Source organism: Rhodococcus koreensis, assembly GCF_017068375.1.
Taxonomy (GTDB): Bacteria; Actinomycetota; Actinomycetes; order Mycobacteriales; family Mycobacteriaceae; genus Rhodococcus_F; species Rhodococcus_F koreensis.
The window spans coordinates 1,280,830-1,302,022 of record NZ_CP070609.1 but is presented as its reverse complement, the minus strand read 5'-3'; the positions used below and the strand labels follow the sequence as shown (position 1 = coordinate 1,302,022).

Here is a 21,193-nt window from a genome sequence, read left to right as displayed (position 1 = left end):
GAGGAAGGCGTTCGATAAGATCACGAGCATGACAGGTGTCACCGAGTTCGTTCGCGTCCCGCATCCCGCCCCCACCTCCGACGAGGTACGGCGAGAGATACTGGCGGCGCCCGGATTCGGCCGGTACTTCACCGACCACATGGCGTCGATCACCTACTCCACGGAGCTCGGCTGGCACGACGCGAAGGTGGAGCCGTACGGGCCGCTCCAGCTCGACCCCGCCGCGATGGTCCTGCACTACGGACAGGCCATCTTCGAGGGTCTGAAGGCGTACCGGCAGCCGGACGGCGGCATCTCGACGTTCCGCATCGAGGCGAACGCCGAGCGGCTCGCGACGTCGGCTCGCCGTCTCGCGATGCCCGAGCTGCCGGAGGAGTTGTTCGTCAAGTCGATCACCGAACTGCTCGAGCTGGACCACGAGTGGGTGCCCGCGGCCGGCGGTGAGGACGCGCTGTACCTGCGCCCGTTCATGTTCTCCACCGAGGCCGGTCTCGGTGTGCGTCCGGCCGACGAGTACCGCTACCTGCTGATCGCCTCGCCCGCGGGCGCGTACTTCCCGCGGGGGGTGAAGCCGGTCAGCGTGTGGCTGTCGACGGAGTACGTCCGGGCCGCACCCGGCGGCACCGGTGCCGCCAAGTTCGCCGGCAACTACGCGGCGTCGCTCCTCGCGCAGGCGCAGGCCGCCGACGAGGGTTGCGACCAGGTGGTGTGGCTCGACGCGATCGAGCGGTCGTACGTGGAGGAGATGGGCGGTATGAACCTCTTCTTCGTGTTCGGCTCCGGATCCGACGCCCGCCTCGTGACGCCGTCCCTGTCCGGTTCGCTGCTGCCGGGGATCACCCGCAATTCGCTGCTGACCCTCGCGATCGACGCCGGTTTCGCGGTGGAGGAGCGGCGGATCAGCACCGACGAATGGCGCACCAAGACGAAGTCCGGCGAGATCACCGAGGTGTTCGCGTGCGGAACGGCGGCGGTCATCACGCCCGTCGGCCGGGTCAAGTCCGCCGAAGGTGAATTCACGATCGCCGACGGCGAGCCCGGCGAGGTCACCATGGCCCTGCGCGACACGCTGACCGGAATTCAGCGGGGAACGTTCGCCGACACCCACGGCTGGATGACCAAACTGCGCTGAGCCGTTGCGGCGGTCGACTGCGCTGAGCCGTTGCGGCGGTCGACTGCGCTGAGCCGTTGCGGCGGTCGGTCAGAAAGCGAGACCGATCGCCGAGACGGTGACGGTGATCTCGAGCGCGGCTCCGAGCACGTCACCGTTCAGGCCGGCGAATCGCCGGACGCAGTGGCCCACCAGCAGTGCGGTGAGTGTCAGCGCCACCGCCACGACGACCGGTCCCTGCCACCCCGGCGAGATGCACCACGCGCCCGCCGCGAGGAGCGGAACGGTCCAGGCGAGTCCGGTCCACGGCGACTGGGTTTCGGCGACCAGCGCGCCGAACCCTTCCGTGGAGGACGCGGGGATTCCGCGGCGGCAGGCGAACACGACCGCCACCCGCCCGGCCGCCACGGCGACGGCCACACCCGCGAACTGTCCTGCGGCGGCGAGAGATCCGAACGCCAGCCCCTGCGCGCCCAGGCAGATCACCAGGGCGCACACCCCGAACGGTCCCGCACCACCGCTGTGCATCACGGCCCGCGCCCGCTCCGGCGGCCCGTAGCAGCCGAGCCCGTCGACGCTGTCGGACAGTCCGTCGACGTGCATGCCGCGGGTGGCGAGGGCGTGCGCCCCGACCGTCACCAGGCCGGCGAGGGCGGGGTCGAGACCGGCGGACACGAGCACCCACAGCAGCCCCGCGGCCAGGGCGCCCAGCGCGATCCCCGTCACCGGCGCCGCGCGGATCGCGCGGCCTCCCGCCGCGCGGTCGACGGTGTCCGGTCCGCGCAGGGGGAGGACGGTCAGCCAGGAGAAGGCGAGCAGCACGCCCGTCACGGTCAGCCCGCGGTGTCGGCGGCGGAGTCGGTCCCGGTGCCGGAGTCGGTCCGGGTTTCGGAGCCGTCTTCGGCGTCGCGGGTGCTGACCCCGGCTTCTGCGAACGTCGCCATCTCCGCGAGTGTCGCGACGGCGGCCTGAAGGATCGGCAGTGCGGTGACGGCACCGGACCCCTCGCCGAGTCGCATGTCGAGTTCGAGGAGGGGGTCGAGTTGCAAATGCTTCAGCGCGATCGTGTGGGCCGGTTCGGTGGAACGGTGGCCGGCCAGCCACCACGCGCGGGCGCCGGGCGCCAGTTCCTCCGCAACCATCGCGGCCGCGGTCACGACGACGCCGTCGAGGATCACCGGCGTCCTGCGGGCGGAGGCCTGCGCGAGGAACCCGGCCATCGCGGCGAGGTCGGCGCCCGACACCGTGCGCAGGAGCGCCACCGTGTCCCGGACCACCGGCCGGGCGCGGCGCAGCGCGTCGCGGATCGCCGCCGTCTTCCGGATCCAGCCGGCGTCGTCGACACCGGTGCCCCGGCCGACCGCCGCGACCGGTTCGGTGTCCGTCAGCGCGGCGATGAGAACGGTGGCCGGTGTGGTGTTGCCGATTCCCATGTCGCCGGCGATCAACAGGTCTGCGCCGGAATCGATTTCGGAGTCGGCGATCGATCGTCCGGCCTCGATGGCCTTCAGGGTCTCTTCGTGTGTGAGCGCGTCCTCGCGGTCGATCGCCCCCGACGAGCGCCGAATCTTGAACGCGGACACCGACGGATCCGTGTCGCCGTCGACCGACAGGTCGACGACGCGCACGCCGGCGCCCGCCCGGTTCGCGAGAGCGTTGACGGCCGCCCCGCCGCCGACGAAGTTGGCGACCATCTGCGCTGTCACCTCGGGCGGATACGCCGAGACGCCGGTCCGTGCCACGCCGTGGTCGCCGGCAAACACCACCACCCGTGCCCGTGCGAACGGGGCGGGTGGGCAGACGCCCTGGCAGGCCGCGGCCCAGCACGCCAGCGTCTCCAGACGTCCGAGCGATCCGGCCGGTTTGGTGAGCTGAAGCTGACGGGCCTCGGCCTGCGCGCGAATCCCTTCGTCGGGTGGGGTGACGGGTTCGAACCGACCGGGGTCGGTGCTCACGGACTCGCTGGTCACGCTTGGCCTCTCGCTCGAGTGGAATCTGCCCCGCACGACGCACGTGGGGGATCGTCTTTCAGGGTCATGGTCAGCCCGGCCACGACGAGGACCACGCGATCGCAGACCTGCGCGAGCCGCGAGTTGAGGGCGCCGATCTCGTCGCGGAACAGGCGACCGGACCGGGTCTCCGGGACGACGCCGAGCCCCACCTCGGGGGTCACCAGCACGAGTGCCCCGCGGTAGTCGCGGACGCTCGCGACCAGGTCGTCCGTGCGGGGCCCGATGGTGCCCCGCGGCGAATCCCAGGCGGCGGCGCCGTCGAGTTCGACGGTGAGCCAGGTGCCGAGATCGTCGACGAGGGTCGCCGTAGCGTCGGTGCGGGCACGAAGTTGATCGGCGAGGTCGCGACGGTGCGCGGTTTCCACGGTGACCCAGCTGTCGGGGCGCCGATCGCGGTGCTCGGCGACCCGGTGCTCCCAGTCCTGGTCGTCGGGGTCGCGGTGGCTGGTGGCGACGTAGCGCACCCGGCCCGCCCCGGCCAGGGCCTGGGTCAGTTCCTCGGCATGCGCGGATTTACCGGACCGTGCACCACCGAGTACCAGCGTTCGCGAGGGCTGGTACGGGTGACCCGGGTGGTCCCGGGGATCGGCGGTGGGCACGGAGGGAAACGCTACCAACCCGCCGACGTGGCAGTATTTTGACGAAGAACGTCAATTCCGCCACTGTTGGCGGGAAGTGGACGAGCGGAGAATTTCAGCCATGACCGAATTCCTCGTCCTCGTTGCACTTCTCCTCGTGCTGCAAGCGGCCGTGACATACGCCGGTCGGCACCTGGGTCCACTCCATCCGCGGCTGCGGAACAGCTACCGCGACAACTTCTTCCGGCCTGCCGATCCCCTGGCGGACCTGTCGCACGACCGCGACGCAGAACTGGGGCGGCTGCTCGCCGCGACGCACCGCGCGCCCCACAACTGACCGTCAGATGGCGTCGCCGGGCCGCACCCGCGGCTTGGGGGCCCGCAGCTTGCGGATCTGCGACGCCCGCACGAACGCGTACCAGCCGAGCTTGAAACCGCCGTCGGGGGTGTCCGGGAAGCGTTCCCGCACCTGATTGTTGATCTTGCGGCCCAGCCAGACACCCTCGATGGCCATGAACATCATCATGATGAGCATGGCGAGCGTCACGATCGCCTGCAGGGCCGGGCTGACGAACATCGCCATGATGAGCACGAGCGCCAGCGGCATGAACAGGCCGACCAGGTTGCGCCGGGCGTCGACGATGTCCCGGACGTACGCGCGGACCGGGCCCTTGTCGCGGGGGAGAAGGTACTTGTCCTCGCCGGCGAGCATGCGGTTGCGTCGCTCGGCGGCGGTAGCGCGTCGCTCCGCCGCGGCAACCTTGCGCTCTTCCTTGCTGCCGCGGGTCGCCTTCTTGCGGGCCCGGGCCTCTTTCGCGGTCAGGGGTGCGGGCGCAACCGGTCCGCGACGCTTCGACTCTGCGTCACGCCGCTTGGGGGTCGGGCGGCCCTTGCCCGCCTGCTCGACGGACTCCGCCTCCTGGGCCGTGGACGACTCGGCGACCTCGACGTCCCGCTTGTCTGAATCGTCCGAATCACCGCGGCGTAGCAATTTCACCCTTCCAGACTATGGGAAGACGCCACCGAGTGGAAAATTGCCCTCACATCGAAATGCCGGGTCGCGCCCGTCGCCATACACTTCGCCGATGCGAGTGTTGATCGCACCGGACTCCTTCGGTGAGACGCTGACCGCCGTCGAGGCGGCCGCCGCCATCGCGGCGGGATGGTCGGCCGTGCGCCCGGACGACCAGCTGATCGAGGCCCCGCAGTCCGACGGCGGCCCCGGCTTCGTGGACGTGGTCGCCGCAGCGGGCGGCACCGTCCGGACCACGGTGGTGGAAGGTCCACTCGGCGTCGACGTCCCCGCCCGCTGGCTCCTCGACGGCACCGACGCCTACCTCGAATCCGCCCAGGCCTGTGGGCTCGGCTTGCTCGGCGGACCGCCGACGCCCCGCACCGCCCGAGACGCGCACAGCCGGGGCGTCGGGCAGCTCGTGGTGGCGGCCCTCGACGCCGGAGCCCGCAGAATCGTCGTCGGTCTCGGCGGCAGCAGCTGCACCGACGGCGGCCGCGGCCTCGTCGAATCCCTCGCGGAGGGATTCGGTAGTGCGGACGCCGCTGTCGCCCGGCTGCGCGCGGTGGAACTGGTGGCCGCGACCGACGTCGAACACCCGCTGCTCGGCGAGCACGGCGCCGCCCGCGTGTTCGGGCCGCAGAAGGGTGCCGACCCCGGCACCGTCGCCTTCCTCGAGGACCGGAACACCGCGTGGGCCGGGCAACTGCACCGGGCGACCGCCCGGGACGTCGCGGCCGAGGCCGGAGCCGGAGCCGCGGGTGGTATCGGCGCCGCGCTGCTCGCGCTCGGTGGGACCCGCGAATCCGGCGCCCACGTGGTCGCCCAGCGCACCCGGCAGGACCGGCAACTCGCCTCCGCGCAGCTCGTGATCACCGGCGAAGGTCGCCTCGACCAGCAGTCGCTGCGCGGCAAACTCGTGATCGCGCTCGCCGCCGCAGCCCGCAGGCGGGCCATCGCGACGCTCGTCCTGGCGGGGCAGGTGCTCCTCGACACCGCCGATCTGGACCGCGCGGGCATCGACGACGCGCTGTCCCTGGCGGACCACGCCGGGTCGGTCGAACTCGCGATGTCGGACGCATACGCGCAGCTGAGAGACCTCGCCGCCGCCGCAGCCCGTGGATGGGACGGCACAGCCGCACGGCAGTAACCCGAAACCCCGACGTCGGATACCATGGACGTGGATCGATCTGCGGACGCTGCCGCAGTGAAGGGAACCCGGGAATAAGTCGGGCGCGGAGTACCGTTGAAGCGTTCACGGGTTTGTTACGAACTACAGGGAGAGCCCATGACTGTGCAGAACGAGACCGCCGTCCACGGCGTCAAGATGACCGAAGCCGCGTCCGCCAAGGCGAAGGCGCTGCTCGATCAGGAAGGTCGTGACGACCTCGCACTGCGTATCGCCGTGCAACCCGGCGGCTGCGCAGGACTGCGTTACCAGCTTTTCTTCGACGACCGCAACCTGGACGGCGACCTGATCGTGGACTTCGGTGGCGTCGCCCTCGCGGTGGACCGGATGAGCGCGCCGTACGTCGAGGGTGCCTCGATCGACTTCGTCGACACCATCGAGAAGCAGGGTTTCACCATCGACAACCCCAACGCGACCGGTTCGTGCGCCTGCGGCGACTCCTTCAACTGAGTCCCGGGACGAAGCACAACTGAATCGACAAGTCTGACGCGGCGCCGACCGGCTGCCGCGTCAGACTTTTTTCGTGCCCGACCACGCCGTCCCGAGTCGTCGTGCTGCCGACCGAACATGGTGGTACGCCGGGGTACGGTGAGAAATCCCGACCGAACTCATCGAAAGGCATCCGCCCGTGACAATTGCGGTAACCGGTTCCATCGCCACCGACCACCTGATGCGGTTTCCGGGCCGGTTCGCCGAGCAACTGCTCGCCGATCAGCTCAGCCACATCTCGTTGAGCTTCCTGGTCGACGACCTCGTAGTCCGGCGCGGGGGAGTGGGCGGCAACATCGCCTACGCCATGGGCGTCCTCGGTGGTTCCCCGCTGCTGGTGGGGGCTGTCGGAGCCGACTTCGCGGACTACCGCCAGTGGCTCGAGGACAACGGTGTCGACTGCACCGCCGTCCGGATCTCGACCACCGCGCACACCGCGCGTTTCGTGTGCACCACGGATGAGGACATGGCGCAGATCGCCTCGTTCTATCCCGGGGCGATGAGCGAGGCCCGCGAGATCCAACTGTCCGGCATCGCACCGGACGCCGACACGCTCGAGCTGGTCCTGATCGGCGCCAACGACCCCGAGGCGATGATCCGCCACACCGAGGAATGCCGCCGACTGGACATCCCGTTCGCCGCCGACCCGTCGCAGCAACTCGCGCGCCTGAATGGCGAGGAGGCGGCGGCGCTGATTCGTGGCGCGAAATACCTGTTCACGAACGAGTACGAGTGGGGATTGCTGCAGCAGAAGACCGGACTGTCCGAGGAGGAGATCCGCGCACAGGTCGGTGTCCGCGTCACGACGCTCGGGTCCAAGGGCGTCGAGATCGTCGACGCCGAAGGTAACTGCACCCGGGTCGCTGTCGTCCCCGAGAAGGCCAAGGTCGACCCGACCGGTGTCGGTGACGGATTCCGGGCCGGATTCCTCCTCGCGCACAGCGCAGGCCTGAGCTTCGAGCGTTCCGCGCAACTGGGGTCGCTGGTGGCCGTGCTGGTACTGGAGACCACCGGAACCCAGGAATGGACGTTCGACCGCGACGAGGCTGTCAAGCGCCTCGCGGATGCCTACGGCTCCACCGCCGCGGACGAGATCGCCGCGATTCTGCCGTAAGGCGGCTCCGCCGCCCGTGAGTGGTTGACGAGTCCCTGGACTCGTCAACCACTCACGGGCGCGAAGCGCCTAGATCGAGACCGGGTACGCCGGCTCGGCGATCTCAGGGACGATGCGGTTCTCCACGAAGATGCCGTGCCAGACCATGAAGATCAGCACGGTCCACAGTCGACGGCTGTGATCGGACACGCCGTCCCGGTGGTCGTTCAGCATCTTCGTGATCGCGACCTTGTCGAGCAGGTGATCGGTGCCCGAAGCCGCGATCTGCTCGTGCGCCCAGTCGAACAGTTCGGTGCCGCGCAGCCAGTGCCGCAACGGCACCGGGAAGCCCAGCTTCGCCCGATGCAGCACGTGGCCGGGGACGATCCCCTCCAGCGCCTGACGCAGCGCGTACTTGGTGGTGCTCTTGGCGATCTTCTGATCCAGCGGCACCCGCGACGCCACGTCGAAGACCTCCGGATCGAGGAACGGCACCCGCAGTTCGAGCGAATTGGCCATCGTCATCTTGTCGGCCTTGACCAGGATGTCGCCGCGCAACCACGTGAACAGGTCCAGGTGCTGCATCCGGGCCACCGGATCCCACCCCTGAGACTGCGCGTAGATCGGGTCGGTGACGTCACGGTGCGTCCACTCGGGCCGGAAGTCGCGCAGGACGGCGCGCAACTGCGCGTCGTTGAAGCTGCGCGCGTTGCCGTAGTACCGCTCCTCCAGGGTCAGCGAACCGCGATTGAGCAGGCTCTTGCCGCGGGTGCCGTCGGGGATGCGTTCGGACAGCTTCCCGGCGGCCCTGCGCAGGCCCTTGGGCAGGTACTCGAACGGCTTCAGCGAAATCGGCTCGCGGTAGATGGTGTAGCCGCCGAACAGTTCGTCGGCGCCCTCACCGGACAGCACGACCTTGACGTGCTTGCGTGCCTCCTTCGCCACGAACCACAGCGGAACCAGAGCGGGGTCGGCGACCGGGTCGTCGAGGTACCACACGATCTCGGGGATGGCGGCGGCGAACTCGGCGGGGCTGACCACCTTCACCACGTGCCGTGCACCGATCGCCTCGGCGGATTCGGCCGCGACGTCGACCTCGGAGTAGCCCTCACGCTCGAAACCGGTGGTGAACGTGATCAGGTTCGGGTTGTGGCGCATCGCGAGCGCCGCGATGGCCGTCGAATCGATGCCGCCCGACAGGAACGAGCCGACGGTCACGTCGGCGCGCATGTGCTTGGCGACCGAGTCCTCGAGCGCCTCCGCGATCTCGCGGTACCGGGCCTGCTCGGTGCCGGCGGCGAACGGACGCACCGGGAACGTGGGTGCGAAATAGCGGGTGATCACGGGTGCTTCGCCCGGCCGCACCCGCGCGAAGCACCCGGACTCGAGCCGGCGGATCTGCTTGTGGAGGGTTTCCGGCTCCGGCACGTACTGGAGGACGGTGTAGTGCTCGACCGCACGCGGATCGAGTTCGGTGCCGATGCCGATCAGGCTCGCCAGTTCCAGCAGGCTCTTCTTCTCGCTACCGAATGCGGTGCCGCCGGTGCCCGTCGCCAGGAACAGCGGTTTGATGCCGAACGGATCGCGGGCGATGAACAACTCCCGCGTCTCGGTGTCCCAGATCGCGAACGCGAACATGCCGCGCAGGCGACGGACGGCGTCTTCACCCCAGTAGTGGAACGCGGCGACGATGGCCTCGCTGTCGCCCTCGGTGACGAACTGCGCACCGAACTGCTCCGCGAGTTCGGCCCGCACTTCGAGGTAGTTGTAGATCTCGCCGTTGAACGTCAGCGCGTAGCGTTCCGGATTCTCCGCCGGACCCCACCGCAGTGGCTGGTGGGAGTGTTCGATGTCGATGATCGACAGCCGATTGAACCCGAAGACCAGGTGGTCGTCGTGCCAGGTCCCGTGCTCGTCCGGCCCACGGTGCCGCAGGCAGTGCATCGCCTGGTCGACCTGTGAGACGGCGTTGTCGCTGGTTTCTCCAGAGGTCAGTAGCCCGAGCAGTCCGCACACAGCGTCCGGTACCTCAATTCAGAATCTTGGAAGGCTCCACGAGGTGGAGGGGTCAGGGATCTCTGCCGGAAAGTATGCCGCAGATTGCCGACGCGTCCGGTTCGGGCCGTCGCCGGCACCGCCGCGGCCCGAACACCGGCACCGCCGCGGCAACGACAGCGACACATCGCCCGACCCGAGGATGGAGAGCCGCCACCTTTGGTCTACGCTGCGTAGTAATTGGGCCTTCCCATCGGGTGTGCCCTAGTGGAATTTGCGGCGATCAGGAAGGCGTGAACGTGGCGCAAGGTCGGATCCTTCGGCGGGCAGGGTTGGCAGTATCTTTGGGCATTGCTGCCTTGCTGCTGTCGGGTTGTTCAATCGACAACGAGGTGCTTCGTTTCGGGTGGCCTTCGGGCGTAACCCCGCAGGCGCACCGCATGCGTGAACTGTGGACCTGGTCGGTTATCGCCGCCCTCGTCATGGGTGTGCTGGTGTGGGGACTCACCTTCTGGGCGGTGATCTTCCACCGCAAGAAGAAGGACTCACCCGAGTTCCCGCGTCAGACGGCATACAACGTGCCGCTGGAGCTGGCGTACACCGCGGTTCCGTTCGTCATCATCGCCGTGCTGTTCTACTTCACGGTGGTCGTGCAGAACCATGTCCTCGAGAAGGAGGACAACCCGAACGTGGTGGTGGATGTCACTGCGTACCAGTGGAACTGGAAGTTCGGCTACCGCTCCATCGATCTCGGTGAAGGTGGCGGCCTGTACGACGGTGTCGACCAGGAGGCGCAGGCCGCCGTCGAGTCCGCATCGGCGCCCGAGGCGGAGGGCGAGGGTGAGCACGCCCTGCCCGGGCCGATCCACGGCAAGACGCCCCAGGACCTGTCGTACCTGCACTACGACAAGATCGAGACGGTCGGTTCGAGCAACGAGATTCCGATCCTCGTCCTGCCGACCGGCAAGAGGATCCAGTTCGAACTGGCCTCGGCTGACGTCATCCACGCCTTCTGGGTGCCGGAGTTCCTGTTCAAGCGTGACGTGAACCCGAACCCCAAGGAGAACCACTCCGACAACGTCTTCCAGATCAGTGAGATCGAGAAGGAAGGTGCCTTCGTCGGGCGCTGCGCCGAGATGTGCGGCACGTTCCACGCGATGATGAACTTCGAGGTTCGTGCCGTGAGCCCGGACAAGTTCGCGCAGTACATCGAGTTGCGCAAGCCGGCGAGCGAGGGCGGCCGGGATCTGACCACGGCGGAGGCTCTGCAGGCCATCGGCGAGTCCCCCGTCGCGACGTCGACGTCTCCCTTCACCACCGACCGCGGCTACAAGCAGGCGAGCGGTGTCGAAGGTAACTGAACCTGCTGCTGATACCTCACTGACCAAGGACAAGTGCTGATATGAAGATCGAAGCCAAGCTCTTCGAGATCCTGACGGTATTCTTCATTCTCGTCGCGATCGTCTACGGCGTCTTCACCGCCGTTTCACGAACCGGTATCGAGTGGGCGGGTCTGACGGGCATCTGCCTGTCGGCGGGACTGACGCTGATCATCGGAACGTATTTCCGGTTCGTCGCCCGTCGCCTCGACACCCGTCCCGAGGACTACGAGGACGCGGAGATCGCCGACGGCGCAGGCGACCTGGGCTTCTTCAGCCCCGGTAGCTACTGGCCGATCCTGCTCGCCGCCGCGGCCGCGTTCGTCGCCGTCTCGATGGCGTTCTTCCAGCCGTGGATGCTGGTGGTCGCCGTGGTTGCCGTGCTGGCCGCCGCTGCGGGTCTCGTCTTCGAGTACTACGTCGGGCCCGAGAAGCACTAGTCCACACACTTTTGTGACGGCGAAGGCGCCGAATCCCTCTGGGGTTCGGCGCCTTCGCTTTTCGTCGTCAGGCTTCGCGGTTCCGGGCGGCCGCCGCGGCGAGGAGGGCTGCGGCCTGTTCGGACGCGAGTCGCACCGCATCGGGGAACACCTGCAACCCGTGTGCGACCAGGGCGCCCTCGTGGAGCAGCATGACGGTGCGCGCGAGTGTCTCCGGATCGCGCACCGACGCGTCCCGGCACACATCGGTGAACAGGTCGAGCATCCACCGCTTCTGGCCGATGATGATCGCGTAGGCCGGATGTGACGGGTCACTGATCTCCGCGTGTGCGTTGACCATGCTGCATCCCTTCGCGCTGTTCTCCGCGGTCCATTCGCGGGACGCGTCGAAGATCGCCGTCAGCCGCAGTTCGGGTGAGTCGCCGACGGTGTCGAGATGGCCGGCGAGAAACGCCCGCCACCGCTGGTCCCGGTCGGCGAGGTACTCGACCACGATCTGTTCCTTCGAGCCGAAACGGTCGTAGAGCGTCTTCTTCGTGACGCCGGCTTCTGCGGCGATGAGATCGACGCCGACCGCGTGGATTCCCCGCTCGTAGAACAGTCGGTCCGCCGCGGCCAGCGCTCGTCGCGCGCCCGGCGTCAGCGTCACGCGCTGCGGTTGCTGCACAGACTCCATGGCGAAAGTATACAGATCGGTGTACTTTCAGGAAGTAAACCGATCTGTTTACTGGGTGGTGGTTCGTCGTGAACGTGTTGTTCGCCGTGATGTTCGTCGTGTGCTGGAGTTCCGGTTTCATCGGGGCCAAACTCGGCGCCGGGGACGCAGATCCGCTCACGGTGCTGACCTGGCGGTTCCTCCCACTGGCCGCCGCGCTCGTACTGGGCGCGGCGCTGTTCCGACGCCTTCGGTGGCGGGGAATCGGATTCCGTGCGCTCCGCCGTGGGGTGGTGGTGGGCGCGCTGTCGCAGACCGGGTATCTGCTGACCGTCTACCAGGCGATCGGACTCGGCGTCTCGACCGGCACCACCGCACTGATCGACGGCACCCAGCCCCTGGTCGTCGCCGTGCTGGCAGGCCCACTGCTCGGTCAGAACGTCGCGGCGAGGCAGTGGTGGGGGCTGCTGCTCGGACTGACGGGTGTCGTGATCGTCACCGCCGGCGACGCCACCGCGGCCTCCGGCGTGCCGTGGTGGGCATACCTCGTGCCGTTCGCCGGAATGCTGTCGCTGGTGGCCGCGACATTCGTGGAGAGCCGGTCACCCGACGACACCGACCCCGTAGTGGCCCTCACGGTGCACTGCGCGACCAGCGCCGCGCTGTTCACCGCTCTCGCGGCGTTCGACGGAAAGCTGTCGCCGCCGGCGACGCCACCGTTCTGGTGGTCGGTGGCGTGGCTGATCGTCCTGTCCACCGTCGGCGGCTACGGCCTGTACTGGCTCGTGCTGCGGAGCGGGATCACGCGGGTCAATGCCCTGATGTTCCTGATGGCGCCGGTGACGGCGATCTGGGGAGCCGTGATGTTCGGCGAGCCGTTCGGGGGCGCGCTCGGACTTCTCGTCGGCCTCGGGGCGGTCGTACTCGTGTTCCGTGCGCAGCCGCGGGGGAGGGGAGCGCGCACGGTCCAGATAGACGACCAGAGCCCCGAACCGGAAGTGGTTCGGGGCTCTGGTCGGTTGCGGAGGTGAGGCTAGTGCGCCTCGCCGTTGCCGGACGATCCGTTGCCGGAGGTCGGCGAACCGTTGCCGTGGGCACGGTCCTGGTACTCCCGCAGCATCGTGAGCTGCTCGTGCTCACCGTGGTGCAGGGCGTGCTCGAGCGCCAGGCTCTCCTCGACCGGGTCGGCCGTGACGAGGCTGCCGGAACCGGGCTTGCCGGCGGAACCGAGCTTGTTCATCTTCTTCGGGACGGTCGCACCCTGGTACTCGAGCGGGATCGGGTGACCGTGGTCGTCGACCGGGCCGAGCGGCTGGTGGATCTCGATGTACTGACCGTTCGGCATCCGCTTGATGATGCCGGTCTCGATGCCGTGCTCGAGGACCTCACGGTCGCTGCGCTGGAGACCCAGGCAGAACCGGTAGGCGACGAAGAAGGCGATCGGAGGCAGCAGCACCATGCCGATACGGCCGATCCACGTCATCGCGTTCAGGGAGATGCTCAGGTGGTACGCGATGATGTCGTTGATGCAGGAGATCGTCAGGACGGCGTAGAACGCGATCGCCATCGCACCGATCGCGGTACGCACCGGAACGTCGCGCGGACGCTGCAGCAGGTTGTGGTGAGCATCGTCCTTGGTCAGACGCTTCTCGATCCACGGGTAGGCGATCAGGACCGTGAACACCAGACCCATGATCAACGCGACGGCGAACACCGACGGGATGGTGTAGCGGTTGAACAGGTAGATGTCCCATGCCGGCCACAGACGGGCCAGGCCGTCCGTCCACATCATGTAGATGTCGGGCTGCGAACCTGCCGACACCTGCGACGGGTTGTAGGGGCCGATGGTCCAGACCGGGTTGATCTGCAGCACGCCACCCATGACGGCGAGAACACCGAACGTGATCGCGAAGAACGCACCCGACTTGACGGCGAACACCGGGAGGATGCGCACACCGACGACGTTGGTTTCCGTGCGGCCGGGGCCGGGGAACTGCGTGTGCTTCTGATACCAGACGAGCGCGAGGTGACCGGCGATCAGGGCGAGGATGATGCCCGGGAACAGCAGGACGTGCGCGACGTACAGGCGGGGGATGATCAGGTCGCCGGGGAAGTCGCCGCCGAAGATCAGCCAGTGCATCCAGGTGCCTGCGATCGGGATGCTCAGCGTGATGCCGGAGAACGCGGCGCGCAGGCCCGTGCCGGACAGCAGGTCGTCGGGGATCGTGTATCCGAAGAATCCCTCGAACATCGCCAGGATCAGCAGCAGGCAGCCGATGACCCAGTTGGCCTCACGCGGACGACGGAAGGCGCCGGTGAAGAAGATGCGCAGCAGGTGCACGACGATCGACGCCGCGAACATCAGCGCAGCCCAGTGGTGGATCTGACGGACGAACAGGCCGCCGCGGACCTCGAACGAAATGTTCAGCGTGGTCTCGTACGCGCGGGACATGGTGACGCCGCGCAGGGGCTCGTACGCACCGTTGTAGACGACGTGCGCCATCGACGGATCGAAGAACAGGGTCAGGTAGACACCGGAGATCAGCAGAATGATGAAGCTGTACAGCGCGATCTCGCCGAGCAGGAACGACCAGTGGGTGGGGAAGACCTTGTTGATCTGCCGCCGCATTCCCGCTGCGAGGTGGTAGCGCGAGTCCATCGCTTCCGCCTGGCCTGTGGCCATCGCGCTCAGTTTGGACGGTTTGTTGTCGGTCACGGTCGACGCTCCCAAAATGCCGGGCCGAGAGCTTCGATGTAGTCACCCGTTGTGACTAGGAAACCCTCTTCGTTCACTGTAATAGGCAACTGCGGAAGTGCACGAGCGGCCGGACCGAAAATCGGCTTTCCGTAGGTCAGCGCATCGAACTGCGACTGGTGGCACGGGCAGAGGATTCGGTTGGTCTGCTGCTCGTACAGGGAGGTGGGGCAGCCGAGGTGGGTGCAGATCTTCGAGAAGGCGAAGTAGTCGCCGTAGTTGAAGCTCTCCTGGCCCTTGCGCTTGGTGACGTTTGCCGCGTCCTCCGTGCGGAGGCGGATGAGCATGGTCGCGTTGCGGATGCCGCGCAGCGCCTCGAGCAGCGCGTCGTGGTCGCCGCGATCGGACTCGCGGAAGGGGAACACCGTTTCCATGGCGCCGGCGTCCAGGTCTTCGGGGCGAACCAGGACGACGTCCTCGGGACGACCGGTGTCGCGGCGCAGGTAGATGGTCTCGCCCTCGTAGCGGGGGGTCCATCCCGACACCCACAGCGGGGAGTCGTCGCGCTTGGCCCACGGGTTCTTGATCAGACCACCGAGGGGCATGACGGACATGATGCCGAGGGCGCCGCCGCCGAAGATCAGGGTCCGCTTGAGCAGCTTGCGGCGTCCCAGCGTCGACGTGTCGAACGAGTCGCCGAGTTCCGCGACGATCGTCTTGCGATCGACCTCGGACGATCCACCGTCGTGGCGGTCCTGGATGGACACCTCTTCGGGGATGAACTTCTTGGTGAACTGCACCGCGCCGACACCGAGGCCGAGGATGGCCAGACCCATGGTGAAGCCGATCAGCGGCGTGTACAGGCTGTAAGCCGAGTAGTGCTCCTCGCCGGAGCCCGCGTACTCCCAGGGCCAGAAGAGGTAGATTGCGATGAATGCGATCGCGGAGACGCCGGAGAGAGCGAACCAGAACGCGACCGACCGCTCGGCGCGCTTCTCGGCCTTCGTTCCCGGAACCGCCCAGCGGTTGCGGCGGAACGCGACATCGACGTGGTCGAGGTTGGTGCCGAGCTCGACCAGTTCGTCGCGGCTCAGGTTCTCGAGTTCTGCATCCGTGTACTTCTTTGGCGTGGCGCCGCCCGGCTGGCCAGCGTCGCTCATGACCTTGCTCCGATCCACAGTGCTGCACCGACGACAGCGATGATTCCGACCACCCACATGGCCAAGCCCTCGGAGGCGGGACCGATGCCGCCGAGTCCGTAGCCACCGGGCTGCTTCGTCTCGCCCGACGACTTGATGTAGGCGATGATGTCTTTCTTCTCCTCGAGGGTCAGCTGACGGTCCGAGAACTTGGGCATGTTCTGCGGGCCGGTGACCATCGCGGTGTAGATCTGCTGCTCGTTGGCCGGGTCGAGGACCGGCGCGTACTTGCCGGACGACAGCGCGCCGCCGCGCCCGGTGAAGTTGTGGCAGGACGCGCAGTTGAGGCGGAACAGCTCGCTGCCGCGTCCGATATCGCCGCCGCGCAGCGAAGACTGGGCGACTTCGCCGTTCTCGTCACGAATGACCGTGGGGCCGCCGCCGTTGGCCTGGACGTACGCGCCGATGGCGTCCGTCTGCTCGGCGTCGAACTTGACGGGCTTGCGCTCGACCTGGGCCTCGTTGCGCGAAGCGGGCATACGCCCCGACGACACCTGGAAGTACACGGCGGCCTCGCCGACACCGATCAGGCTGGGGCCGCGGTCCTGCACACCCTGCAGGTTCGCGCCGTGGCACGTGATGCACGAGGTGTCGTACAGCTGCTTGCCCTCGCGGATCAGTGCTGCCTGATCATCGGTGGCGGTGGCCACCTGCGGGGTTGGCGTCAACGCGGACGCGAGGAAACCGGCGCTGACCAGTCCCATCATCAGGACCAGGGCGCCCGTGGCGCGCCTGCGGAGCTTCCGCTGGCGGCGTGCCTTGGCGGCAGACGCCGTGGTGTCGGATGCGGGAGGGGGGGATGAACTCATCTGTATCCCTTTGGTATGTCGGGACGGACTGGACGTCAGGGGGCTGCCTGGGGCGTTCAGCTGATCAACGGATGAAATAGATCGTGGCAAACAGGGCGATCCACACGATGTCGACGAAGTGCCAGTAGTACGAGACGACGATGGCGGCGGTGGCCTGGGCGGGCGTGAACTTGCTGACCTTGGTGCGGGCGATCAGGAACACGAACGCGATGAGGCCGCCGATCACGTGCATACCGTGGAAGCCGGTGGTCATGTAGAACACCGAGCCGTACACGCTGCTGGAGATGGAAGTGCCCTCTTCGATGAGGTGGATGTACTCGTATCCCTGTCCGAGGACGAAGAAGGTGCCCATCGCCAACGTCAGGAGGTACCACCGGCGGAGGCCGAAGACGTCGCCGCGCTCGGCTGCGAACACACCCATCTGGCAGGTGAACGACGAGGCGATCAGCACAAGCGTCACCGGCACGGCGAGGAACAGATTCAGCTCGGTCGGCTCCGGCGGCCAGTTCCCATTCGCCTGTGCTCGCGCCACGAAGTACATGGCGAAGAGCCCTGCGAAGAACATGAGCTCACTTGACAACCACACGATGGTGCCAACGCTGACCATGTTAGGTCGGTTCAGCGAGTGCACGCGTTGGGTGATTGCTGATCCTGAAGTCCCTACTGCGCTCGTCACAGACAGAAGTATGACGCTTCGTCGTAAGAGACGACTACCCGGGTCCACCCTCGGCGCGCCGAGGCGCCCCGCTTGTCCGATTCTCCCTGCTGACAGCCTGGTCGCGGACCGTGAAAGGGTGGAGTCATGCGCTCTGGAGACAACAGTACGGGGTGGCTGCGGCGACTGTTCGGAAGTCGGAAGCAGGCCCCTCTCGATCAGGATCGGCCCGACCTCGTGGTCGTCGCCTCGAGCTTCGACGACGTGGAAGCGTGCTCGACCGCGCTGGGCCGTGCCGCCGCCGAGGATCCGCGGTGGGACGCCGACGCGGAAGCGGTACTGCGGCACCACTTGCGGTTGCCTGCGGCGTCGGTGGCTGACGCCGTGTCGATCGCCGCCCAGGACGGCTACCGGCCGCTGGATCCGGACAGGCAGGCGTCCCCGGCCGAGGACGGCGCGACGGTCGAACTCGTGCTGCAGCGGGTCCAGGTCCTCGATGCGCTGCACTGTTCCCAGGAACGGTCGAGGATGGCCGGGCTGGCCCAGCGGCTCGGGGGCTCGGTCGACGGATGGGACGCGACGCAACCGGCGCGCGAGTCCGATCTGCCCGGTGACTAGGCTGCCAGGGATCGGATCCGCCACTAGTACAAGGGGACACGACGATGCAGAGCCCGACTGCTCAGGGGACCAACGACGGTGTGCTGCCTGCACGCACCTGGCCGTCGGTCCTCGGTGCGCTCACCGACGGACGTGACCTCGCGGTGGACGACGCGAAATGGGCGATGGACGAGATCATGTCCGACAACGCCACGTCCGCGCAGATCGCGGCATTCGGCGTCGCCCTGAAGATGAAGGGCGAGACGCCGGAGGAGTTGCGCGGCCTGGCCGACTCGATGCTCGGGCACGCACGTAAGGTTCCCGTCGACGACGACGTCGTCGACATCGTCGGAACCGGTGGTGACCGATCCAACACCGTGAACATCTCCACGATGGCGTCACTGGTGGTCGCGGCGTCCGGCATCCGCGTCGTCAAGCACGGAAACCGGGCGGCGTCCTCCAAGAGTGGCGGGGCGGACGTTCTCGAGGCGCTCGGCGTCAAGATCAATCTCGGTCCCGACGAGGTGGCCCGCTGCGTGCGGGAGGTCGGCATCGGCTTCTGCTTCGCGCCGGTGTTCCACCCCGCGCTGCGGTTCGCGGGCGCGCCCCGCAAGGAGATCGGCATCCCGACCGTCTTCAACGTGCTCGGACCGCTCACCAACCCGGCCCGTCCACGGGCCGGCCTCATCGGCTGCGCCTTCCCGGGCCTGATCTCGGTGGTGGCCGGTGTGCTCGCGCAGCGCGGCAATTCGGCGCTGGTGGTGCGCGGCGACGACGGTCTGGACGAATTGACGACGTCGACGACGTCGGCCGTGCACATCGTCGCCGACGGGTCGGTGACCACCCGTCAGTTCGACCCCCGCGACATCGGCATCGCACGGGTGTCGCTCGACGAACTGCGCGGCGGCGACGCCGACGTGAACGCCGCGGTGGCGCGGCGACTCCTCGCGGGTGAGACCGGACCCGTCCGCGACGCAGTTCTGCTCAACGCCGCGGCGGCGATCGCGGCGTTCCGGGGTCTCGGCGGCCGCACCCTCGAGGAGGGACTGTCGGACGGGCTCTCGACGGCGGCGCAGTCCATCGACAGTGGAGCGGCCGCGACGCTGCTCGGGCGGTGGGCCGATCTCACGTCGGGCCTGGCCACCAGCAAATAGCCGGCGGACCTATTCGCCGATCGAGAAGCCCGCTTCCACGTCTGCGCTGGAGTAGGACTGGAACGCGATGTGCGTCGCCGTCCGCGAGACGCCGTCCACCTTGTTGATTCCCTCGGTGACGACCTCCGCGATCTTCGCGTGGTCCCGGACCCGCACGATCGCGATGAGGTCGACGTCGCCCGCGCAGGAGTAGACCTTGTCGACGCCCTCGATGTCGGCGACGGCCTGAGCGGTCTCCGGGATGCGGTGGGCTTCGGCGTGGATCAGGACGATGGCGTTGATCATGATCGCCAGCCTAAGCGGTGGCCGGCGGAACCCGGTGCGGGTGGTCGGGTCTCGGCGTCCCGTGTCGACGCGCTGCCGGCGCGGGCGAGCGCGCACCAGTCGGACCAGGATCCGGCGCCCCGTGCGGGCTCACACCACCCCGAGGACGCGCTGACGATGCGGGTGTCGTCCTGGTCGAGCCAGCGCGCGAGCAGTCCGGCCTCCTCGGGGGACGCGCCGCGAAGCGGAGTCGTGTCGGGAACAACGGTTTCTGCGGTGAGGACGAGCGCGTCGACCACCGGCATCGGGTGGATTCCCCGCCGGGCGCAGCCCGCGGACGCGAGGCGCCCGGAACGGATCACCGCGAACTCCCAGCCGCCGGTCGCGGCGGGGCGAGCGGCCACGAGCTGATCGAGGGCGGTGAGCGACGCCAGGCGCTGCATTCGGCGCAGCGCGAGGACGACCTCCGCGGTGCGATCCCGCAGCCGTGCGGCGTTCTCGAACAACTTGCCCGCGGCCAGTTCCTCCACCCGTGCGCGCATCCGGTGCAGCGGCGTGTCGTCGGCGCCGCGCAGGAAGAGCCGGAAGAGCTCCGGACCGGGACGGTAGGCGTCCTCCGTGTCGCGGTCGTGGACGGACGCGGGGCAGCGCCCGAGCTCGCGGGGCGGGCACTGCGCACCGTGCGCCCGTCCCTTCGGGATCCGGCTCGTGCAGGTGCGGAGAATGCAGTACTCGGCGAGGACGTCGGCGACGTCGGCGGCGGTCGAGCGGGACCGGAACGGACCTAGCGAATCGGCGGCCGGGGTCCGCACGACCGACAGCCGGGGGAAGGCCTCCGCGGTGAGCGTGATCCACCAGCCGCGCTTCGGGTACTTGGACCGCCGGTTGTACGGCGGGGTGTGGGCGGCGAGCAGCCGGAGCTCGCGCACACCCGCCTCGAGAGCATGCGCGCATTCGACGTGGTCGATCCGGGTGGTCAACGCGACCATCTCCTTCATCCGGCCGCGCGTCTCCGAGCCGGTGAAGTAATTGCGCACCCGGCGGCGCAGATCCGTCGCCGTGCCGACGTAGAGGACCTCGTCGGACGGCCCCCGGAACAGGTAGACGCCGGGCGAACGGGGGAGATGACTGGCGAGCGTGCGTTTGGCCCGCTGGTGCGAAGAGACGTCGGGAAGGTAGTCGACGAGCTCGGTGAGACTGTGCACTCCCTGGTTGCCGACCCGGGCGATGAGGGCGTGCAGGACGTCGACGGTGGCGCGGGCGTCGTCGAGGGCCCGGTGGGTCGGGGTGGTTCCGACGTCGAACAGCCGGGCGAGCGACGACAGCTTCACGGACGGCGCCTCGTCGCGGGTGAGGACCCGCCGGGCCAGTTTGACCGTGCAGAGCACGGTGAACTTGGGCCAGGGGGTGTCGGTGGCCGACGCAGCGGCCTTGAGGAAGCCGGTGTCGAAGGGGGCGTTGTGGGCGACGAGCACCGCTCCGCGTGCGAACTCGAGGAACGCGGGCAGCACGCGCTCGATGCGCGGTGCGTCGATCACCATCGCGGTCGTGATGCCCGTGATCTCGACGATGTGCGGCGGGATGGACCGTCCCGGGTCGACGAGGGTGGCCATCTCGGCGATCACCTCGCCGCCGCGGATCTTCACGGCGCCGATCTCGGTGATGGCGTCCTCGCCCGGCCGCGCTCCGGTGGTCTCGAGGTCGACCACCACGAACGTGGTGTCCCGCAGCGGGGTGTCGAGCTCGTCGAATCTCAACTGTTCGGGTACGCCGGGGACACTCACGGCTCAGAGCGTATGGACGGGCACCGACAGACCCGCCCGGGAGGCTCGGAGAGACGAGGATCACACTGCCCGTGTGCGGGCCG

Annotated in this window: 22 protein-coding genes; 10 read left to right on the top strand and 12 right to left on the bottom strand. The window is 68.2% G+C overall.

What is annotated here, in order from left to right; all coding sequences use genetic code 11:
• The first annotated feature begins 28 nt into the window (after window positions 1-28).
• Window positions 29-1,132: a branched-chain amino acid aminotransferase gene (locus tag JWS14_RS05955; protein ID WP_072945475.1), complete on the top strand. Its 1,104-nt coding sequence runs from the start codon at window positions 29-31 to the stop codon at window positions 1,130-1,132.
• 69 nt (window positions 1,133-1,201) lie between these two features.
• Here JWS14_RS05955 and JWS14_RS05950 read toward each other — a convergent pair whose 3' ends face one another.
• The 3 genes from JWS14_RS05950 to cobU are packed head-to-tail and all read right to left on the bottom strand — an operon-like array spanning window position 1,202 to window position 3,722.
• On the bottom strand, window positions 1,202-1,942 hold the full coding sequence (locus tag JWS14_RS05950) for an adenosylcobinamide-GDP ribazoletransferase (RefSeq protein ID WP_206012678.1): 741 nt from the start codon (window positions 1,940-1,942) through the stop codon (window positions 1,202-1,204).
• A 2-nt stretch (window positions 1,943-1,944) separates the two neighbouring features.
• Window positions 1,945-3,081, bottom strand: a complete 1,137-nt coding sequence (gene cobT, locus JWS14_RS05945; protein WP_072945471.1) for a nicotinate-nucleotide--dimethylbenzimidazole phosphoribosyltransferase — start codon at window positions 3,079-3,081, stop codon at window positions 1,945-1,947.
• Window positions 3,078-3,722: a bifunctional adenosylcobinamide kinase/adenosylcobinamide-phosphate guanylyltransferase gene (gene cobU / locus JWS14_RS05940; protein ID WP_072945469.1), complete on the bottom strand. Its 645-nt coding sequence runs from the start codon at window positions 3,720-3,722 to the stop codon at window positions 3,078-3,080. Before cobU ends, cobT begins: the two co-directional genes overlap by 4 nt.
• Before the next feature lie 100 nt (window positions 3,723-3,822).
• Between cobU and JWS14_RS05935 the strand changes: the two genes are divergently transcribed.
• Window positions 3,823-4,038, top strand: a complete 216-nt coding sequence (locus JWS14_RS05935) for a hypothetical protein (protein ID WP_072945467.1) — start codon at window positions 3,823-3,825, stop codon at window positions 4,036-4,038.
• Window positions 4,039-4,041: 3 nt separating this feature from the next.
• Here JWS14_RS05935 and JWS14_RS05930 read toward each other — a convergent pair whose 3' ends face one another.
• Entirely contained in the window at window positions 4,042-4,698 is a 657-nt protein-coding gene (locus tag JWS14_RS05930; protein ID WP_095865231.1) for a DUF3043 domain-containing protein, read from the bottom strand.
• Window positions 4,699-4,786: 88 nt separating this feature from the next.
• On the opposite strand from JWS14_RS05930, the gene JWS14_RS05925 reads away from it, so the two are divergent.
• The 3 genes from JWS14_RS05925 to JWS14_RS05915 all read left to right on the top strand — a co-directional run bounded on the left by JWS14_RS05925 (window position 4,787) and on the right by JWS14_RS05915 (window position 7,505).
• Window positions 4,787-5,863 (top strand): glycerate kinase family protein, encoded by a 1,077-nt coding sequence (locus tag JWS14_RS05925; protein WP_072945462.1) that lies wholly within the window; start codon window positions 4,787-4,789, stop codon window positions 5,861-5,863.
• A gap of 138 nt (window positions 5,864-6,001) precedes the next feature.
• Window positions 6,002-6,352 (top strand): iron-sulfur cluster assembly accessory protein, encoded by a 351-nt coding sequence (locus tag JWS14_RS05920; protein ID WP_005247725.1) that lies wholly within the window; start codon window positions 6,002-6,004, stop codon window positions 6,350-6,352.
• A 178-nt stretch (window positions 6,353-6,530) separates the two neighbouring features.
• The gene (locus tag JWS14_RS05915) at window positions 6,531-7,505 is read left to right on the top strand and encodes a carbohydrate kinase family protein (RefSeq protein ID WP_072945459.1); all 975 of its coding nucleotides are present in this window, start codon (window positions 6,531-6,533) and stop codon (window positions 7,503-7,505) included.
• Window positions 7,506-7,574: 69 nt separating this feature from the next.
• Here JWS14_RS05915 and asnB read toward each other — a convergent pair whose 3' ends face one another.
• Window positions 7,575-9,500, bottom strand: coding sequence for an asparagine synthase (glutamine-hydrolyzing) (asnB, locus tag JWS14_RS05910; RefSeq protein WP_206012677.1), 1,926 nt, complete (start codon window positions 9,498-9,500; stop codon window positions 7,575-7,577).
• Between the two features lie 272 nt (window positions 9,501-9,772).
• Between asnB and ctaC the strand changes: the two genes are divergently transcribed.
• Window positions 9,773-10,840, top strand: a complete 1,068-nt coding sequence (gene ctaC / locus JWS14_RS05905; RefSeq protein WP_072945455.1) for an aa3-type cytochrome oxidase subunit II — start codon at window positions 9,773-9,775, stop codon at window positions 10,838-10,840.
• 41 nt (window positions 10,841-10,881) lie between these two features.
• Window positions 10,882-11,298, top strand: a complete 417-nt coding sequence (locus JWS14_RS05900; protein WP_072945453.1) for a cytochrome c oxidase subunit 4 — start codon at window positions 10,882-10,884, stop codon at window positions 11,296-11,298.
• Between the two features lie 67 nt (window positions 11,299-11,365).
• Here the strand turns inward: JWS14_RS05900 and JWS14_RS05895 are convergent, their stop codons facing one another.
• Window positions 11,366-11,974 carry a TetR/AcrR family transcriptional regulator gene (locus JWS14_RS05895; protein WP_072945451.1) on the bottom strand — a complete coding sequence of 203 codons (609 nt, stop codon included), beginning with the start codon at window positions 11,972-11,974 and terminating at the stop codon, window positions 11,366-11,368.
• 68 nt (window positions 11,975-12,042) lie between these two features.
• Between JWS14_RS05895 and JWS14_RS05890 the strand changes: the two genes are divergently transcribed.
• Window positions 12,043-12,984, top strand: coding sequence for a DMT family transporter (locus tag JWS14_RS05890; RefSeq protein ID WP_206012676.1), 942 nt, complete (start codon window positions 12,043-12,045; stop codon window positions 12,982-12,984).
• A gap of 2 nt (window positions 12,985-12,986) precedes the next feature.
• Here JWS14_RS05890 and qcrB read toward each other — a convergent pair whose 3' ends face one another.
• The 4 genes from qcrB to ctaE form a co-directional block, all read right to left on the bottom strand.
• The gene (gene qcrB, locus JWS14_RS05885; protein ID WP_072945562.1) at window positions 12,987-14,636 is read right to left on the bottom strand and encodes a cytochrome bc1 complex cytochrome b subunit; all 1,650 of its coding nucleotides are present in this window, start codon (window positions 14,634-14,636) and stop codon (window positions 12,987-12,989) included.
• Between the two features lie 29 nt (window positions 14,637-14,665).
• Entirely contained in the window at window positions 14,666-15,808 is a 1,143-nt protein-coding gene (qcrA, locus tag JWS14_RS05880; RefSeq protein ID WP_072945446.1) for a cytochrome bc1 complex Rieske iron-sulfur subunit, read from the bottom strand.
• Window positions 15,805-16,656, bottom strand: coding sequence for a cytochrome bc1 complex diheme cytochrome c subunit (gene qcrC / locus JWS14_RS05875; RefSeq protein WP_083395828.1), 852 nt, complete (start codon window positions 16,654-16,656; stop codon window positions 15,805-15,807). Before qcrC ends, qcrA begins: the two co-directional genes overlap by 4 nt.
• A 64-nt stretch (window positions 16,657-16,720) precedes the next feature.
• Window positions 16,721-17,332: an aa3-type cytochrome oxidase subunit III gene (gene ctaE / locus JWS14_RS05870; RefSeq protein WP_072945442.1), complete on the bottom strand. Its 612-nt coding sequence runs from the start codon at window positions 17,330-17,332 to the stop codon at window positions 16,721-16,723.
• Between the two features lie 126 nt (window positions 17,333-17,458).
• On the opposite strand from ctaE, the gene JWS14_RS05865 reads away from it, so the two are divergent.
• Together JWS14_RS05865 and trpD are read left to right on the top strand one after the other, a co-directional pair.
• Window positions 17,459-17,929, top strand: a complete 471-nt coding sequence (locus JWS14_RS05865) for a ribonuclease E inhibitor RraB (protein ID WP_072945440.1) — start codon at window positions 17,459-17,461, stop codon at window positions 17,927-17,929.
• 44 nt (window positions 17,930-17,973) lie between these two features.
• Complete coding sequence (trpD, locus tag JWS14_RS05860; protein ID WP_072945438.1) at window positions 17,974-19,062, top strand: anthranilate phosphoribosyltransferase; 1,089 nt, start codon at window positions 17,974-17,976, stop codon at window positions 19,060-19,062.
• Window positions 19,063-19,071: 9 nt separating this feature from the next.
• Here trpD and JWS14_RS05855 read toward each other — a convergent pair whose 3' ends face one another.
• Window positions 19,072-19,347 (bottom strand): Lrp/AsnC family transcriptional regulator, encoded by a 276-nt coding sequence (locus JWS14_RS05855; protein ID WP_005247708.1) that lies wholly within the window; start codon window positions 19,345-19,347, stop codon window positions 19,072-19,074.
• Window positions 19,344-21,110: a DEDD exonuclease domain-containing protein gene (locus tag JWS14_RS05850; protein ID WP_206012675.1), complete on the bottom strand. Its 1,767-nt coding sequence runs from the start codon at window positions 21,108-21,110 to the stop codon at window positions 19,344-19,346. Before JWS14_RS05850 ends, JWS14_RS05855 begins: the two co-directional genes overlap by 4 nt.
• Window positions 21,111-21,193: the final 83 nt, after the last annotated feature.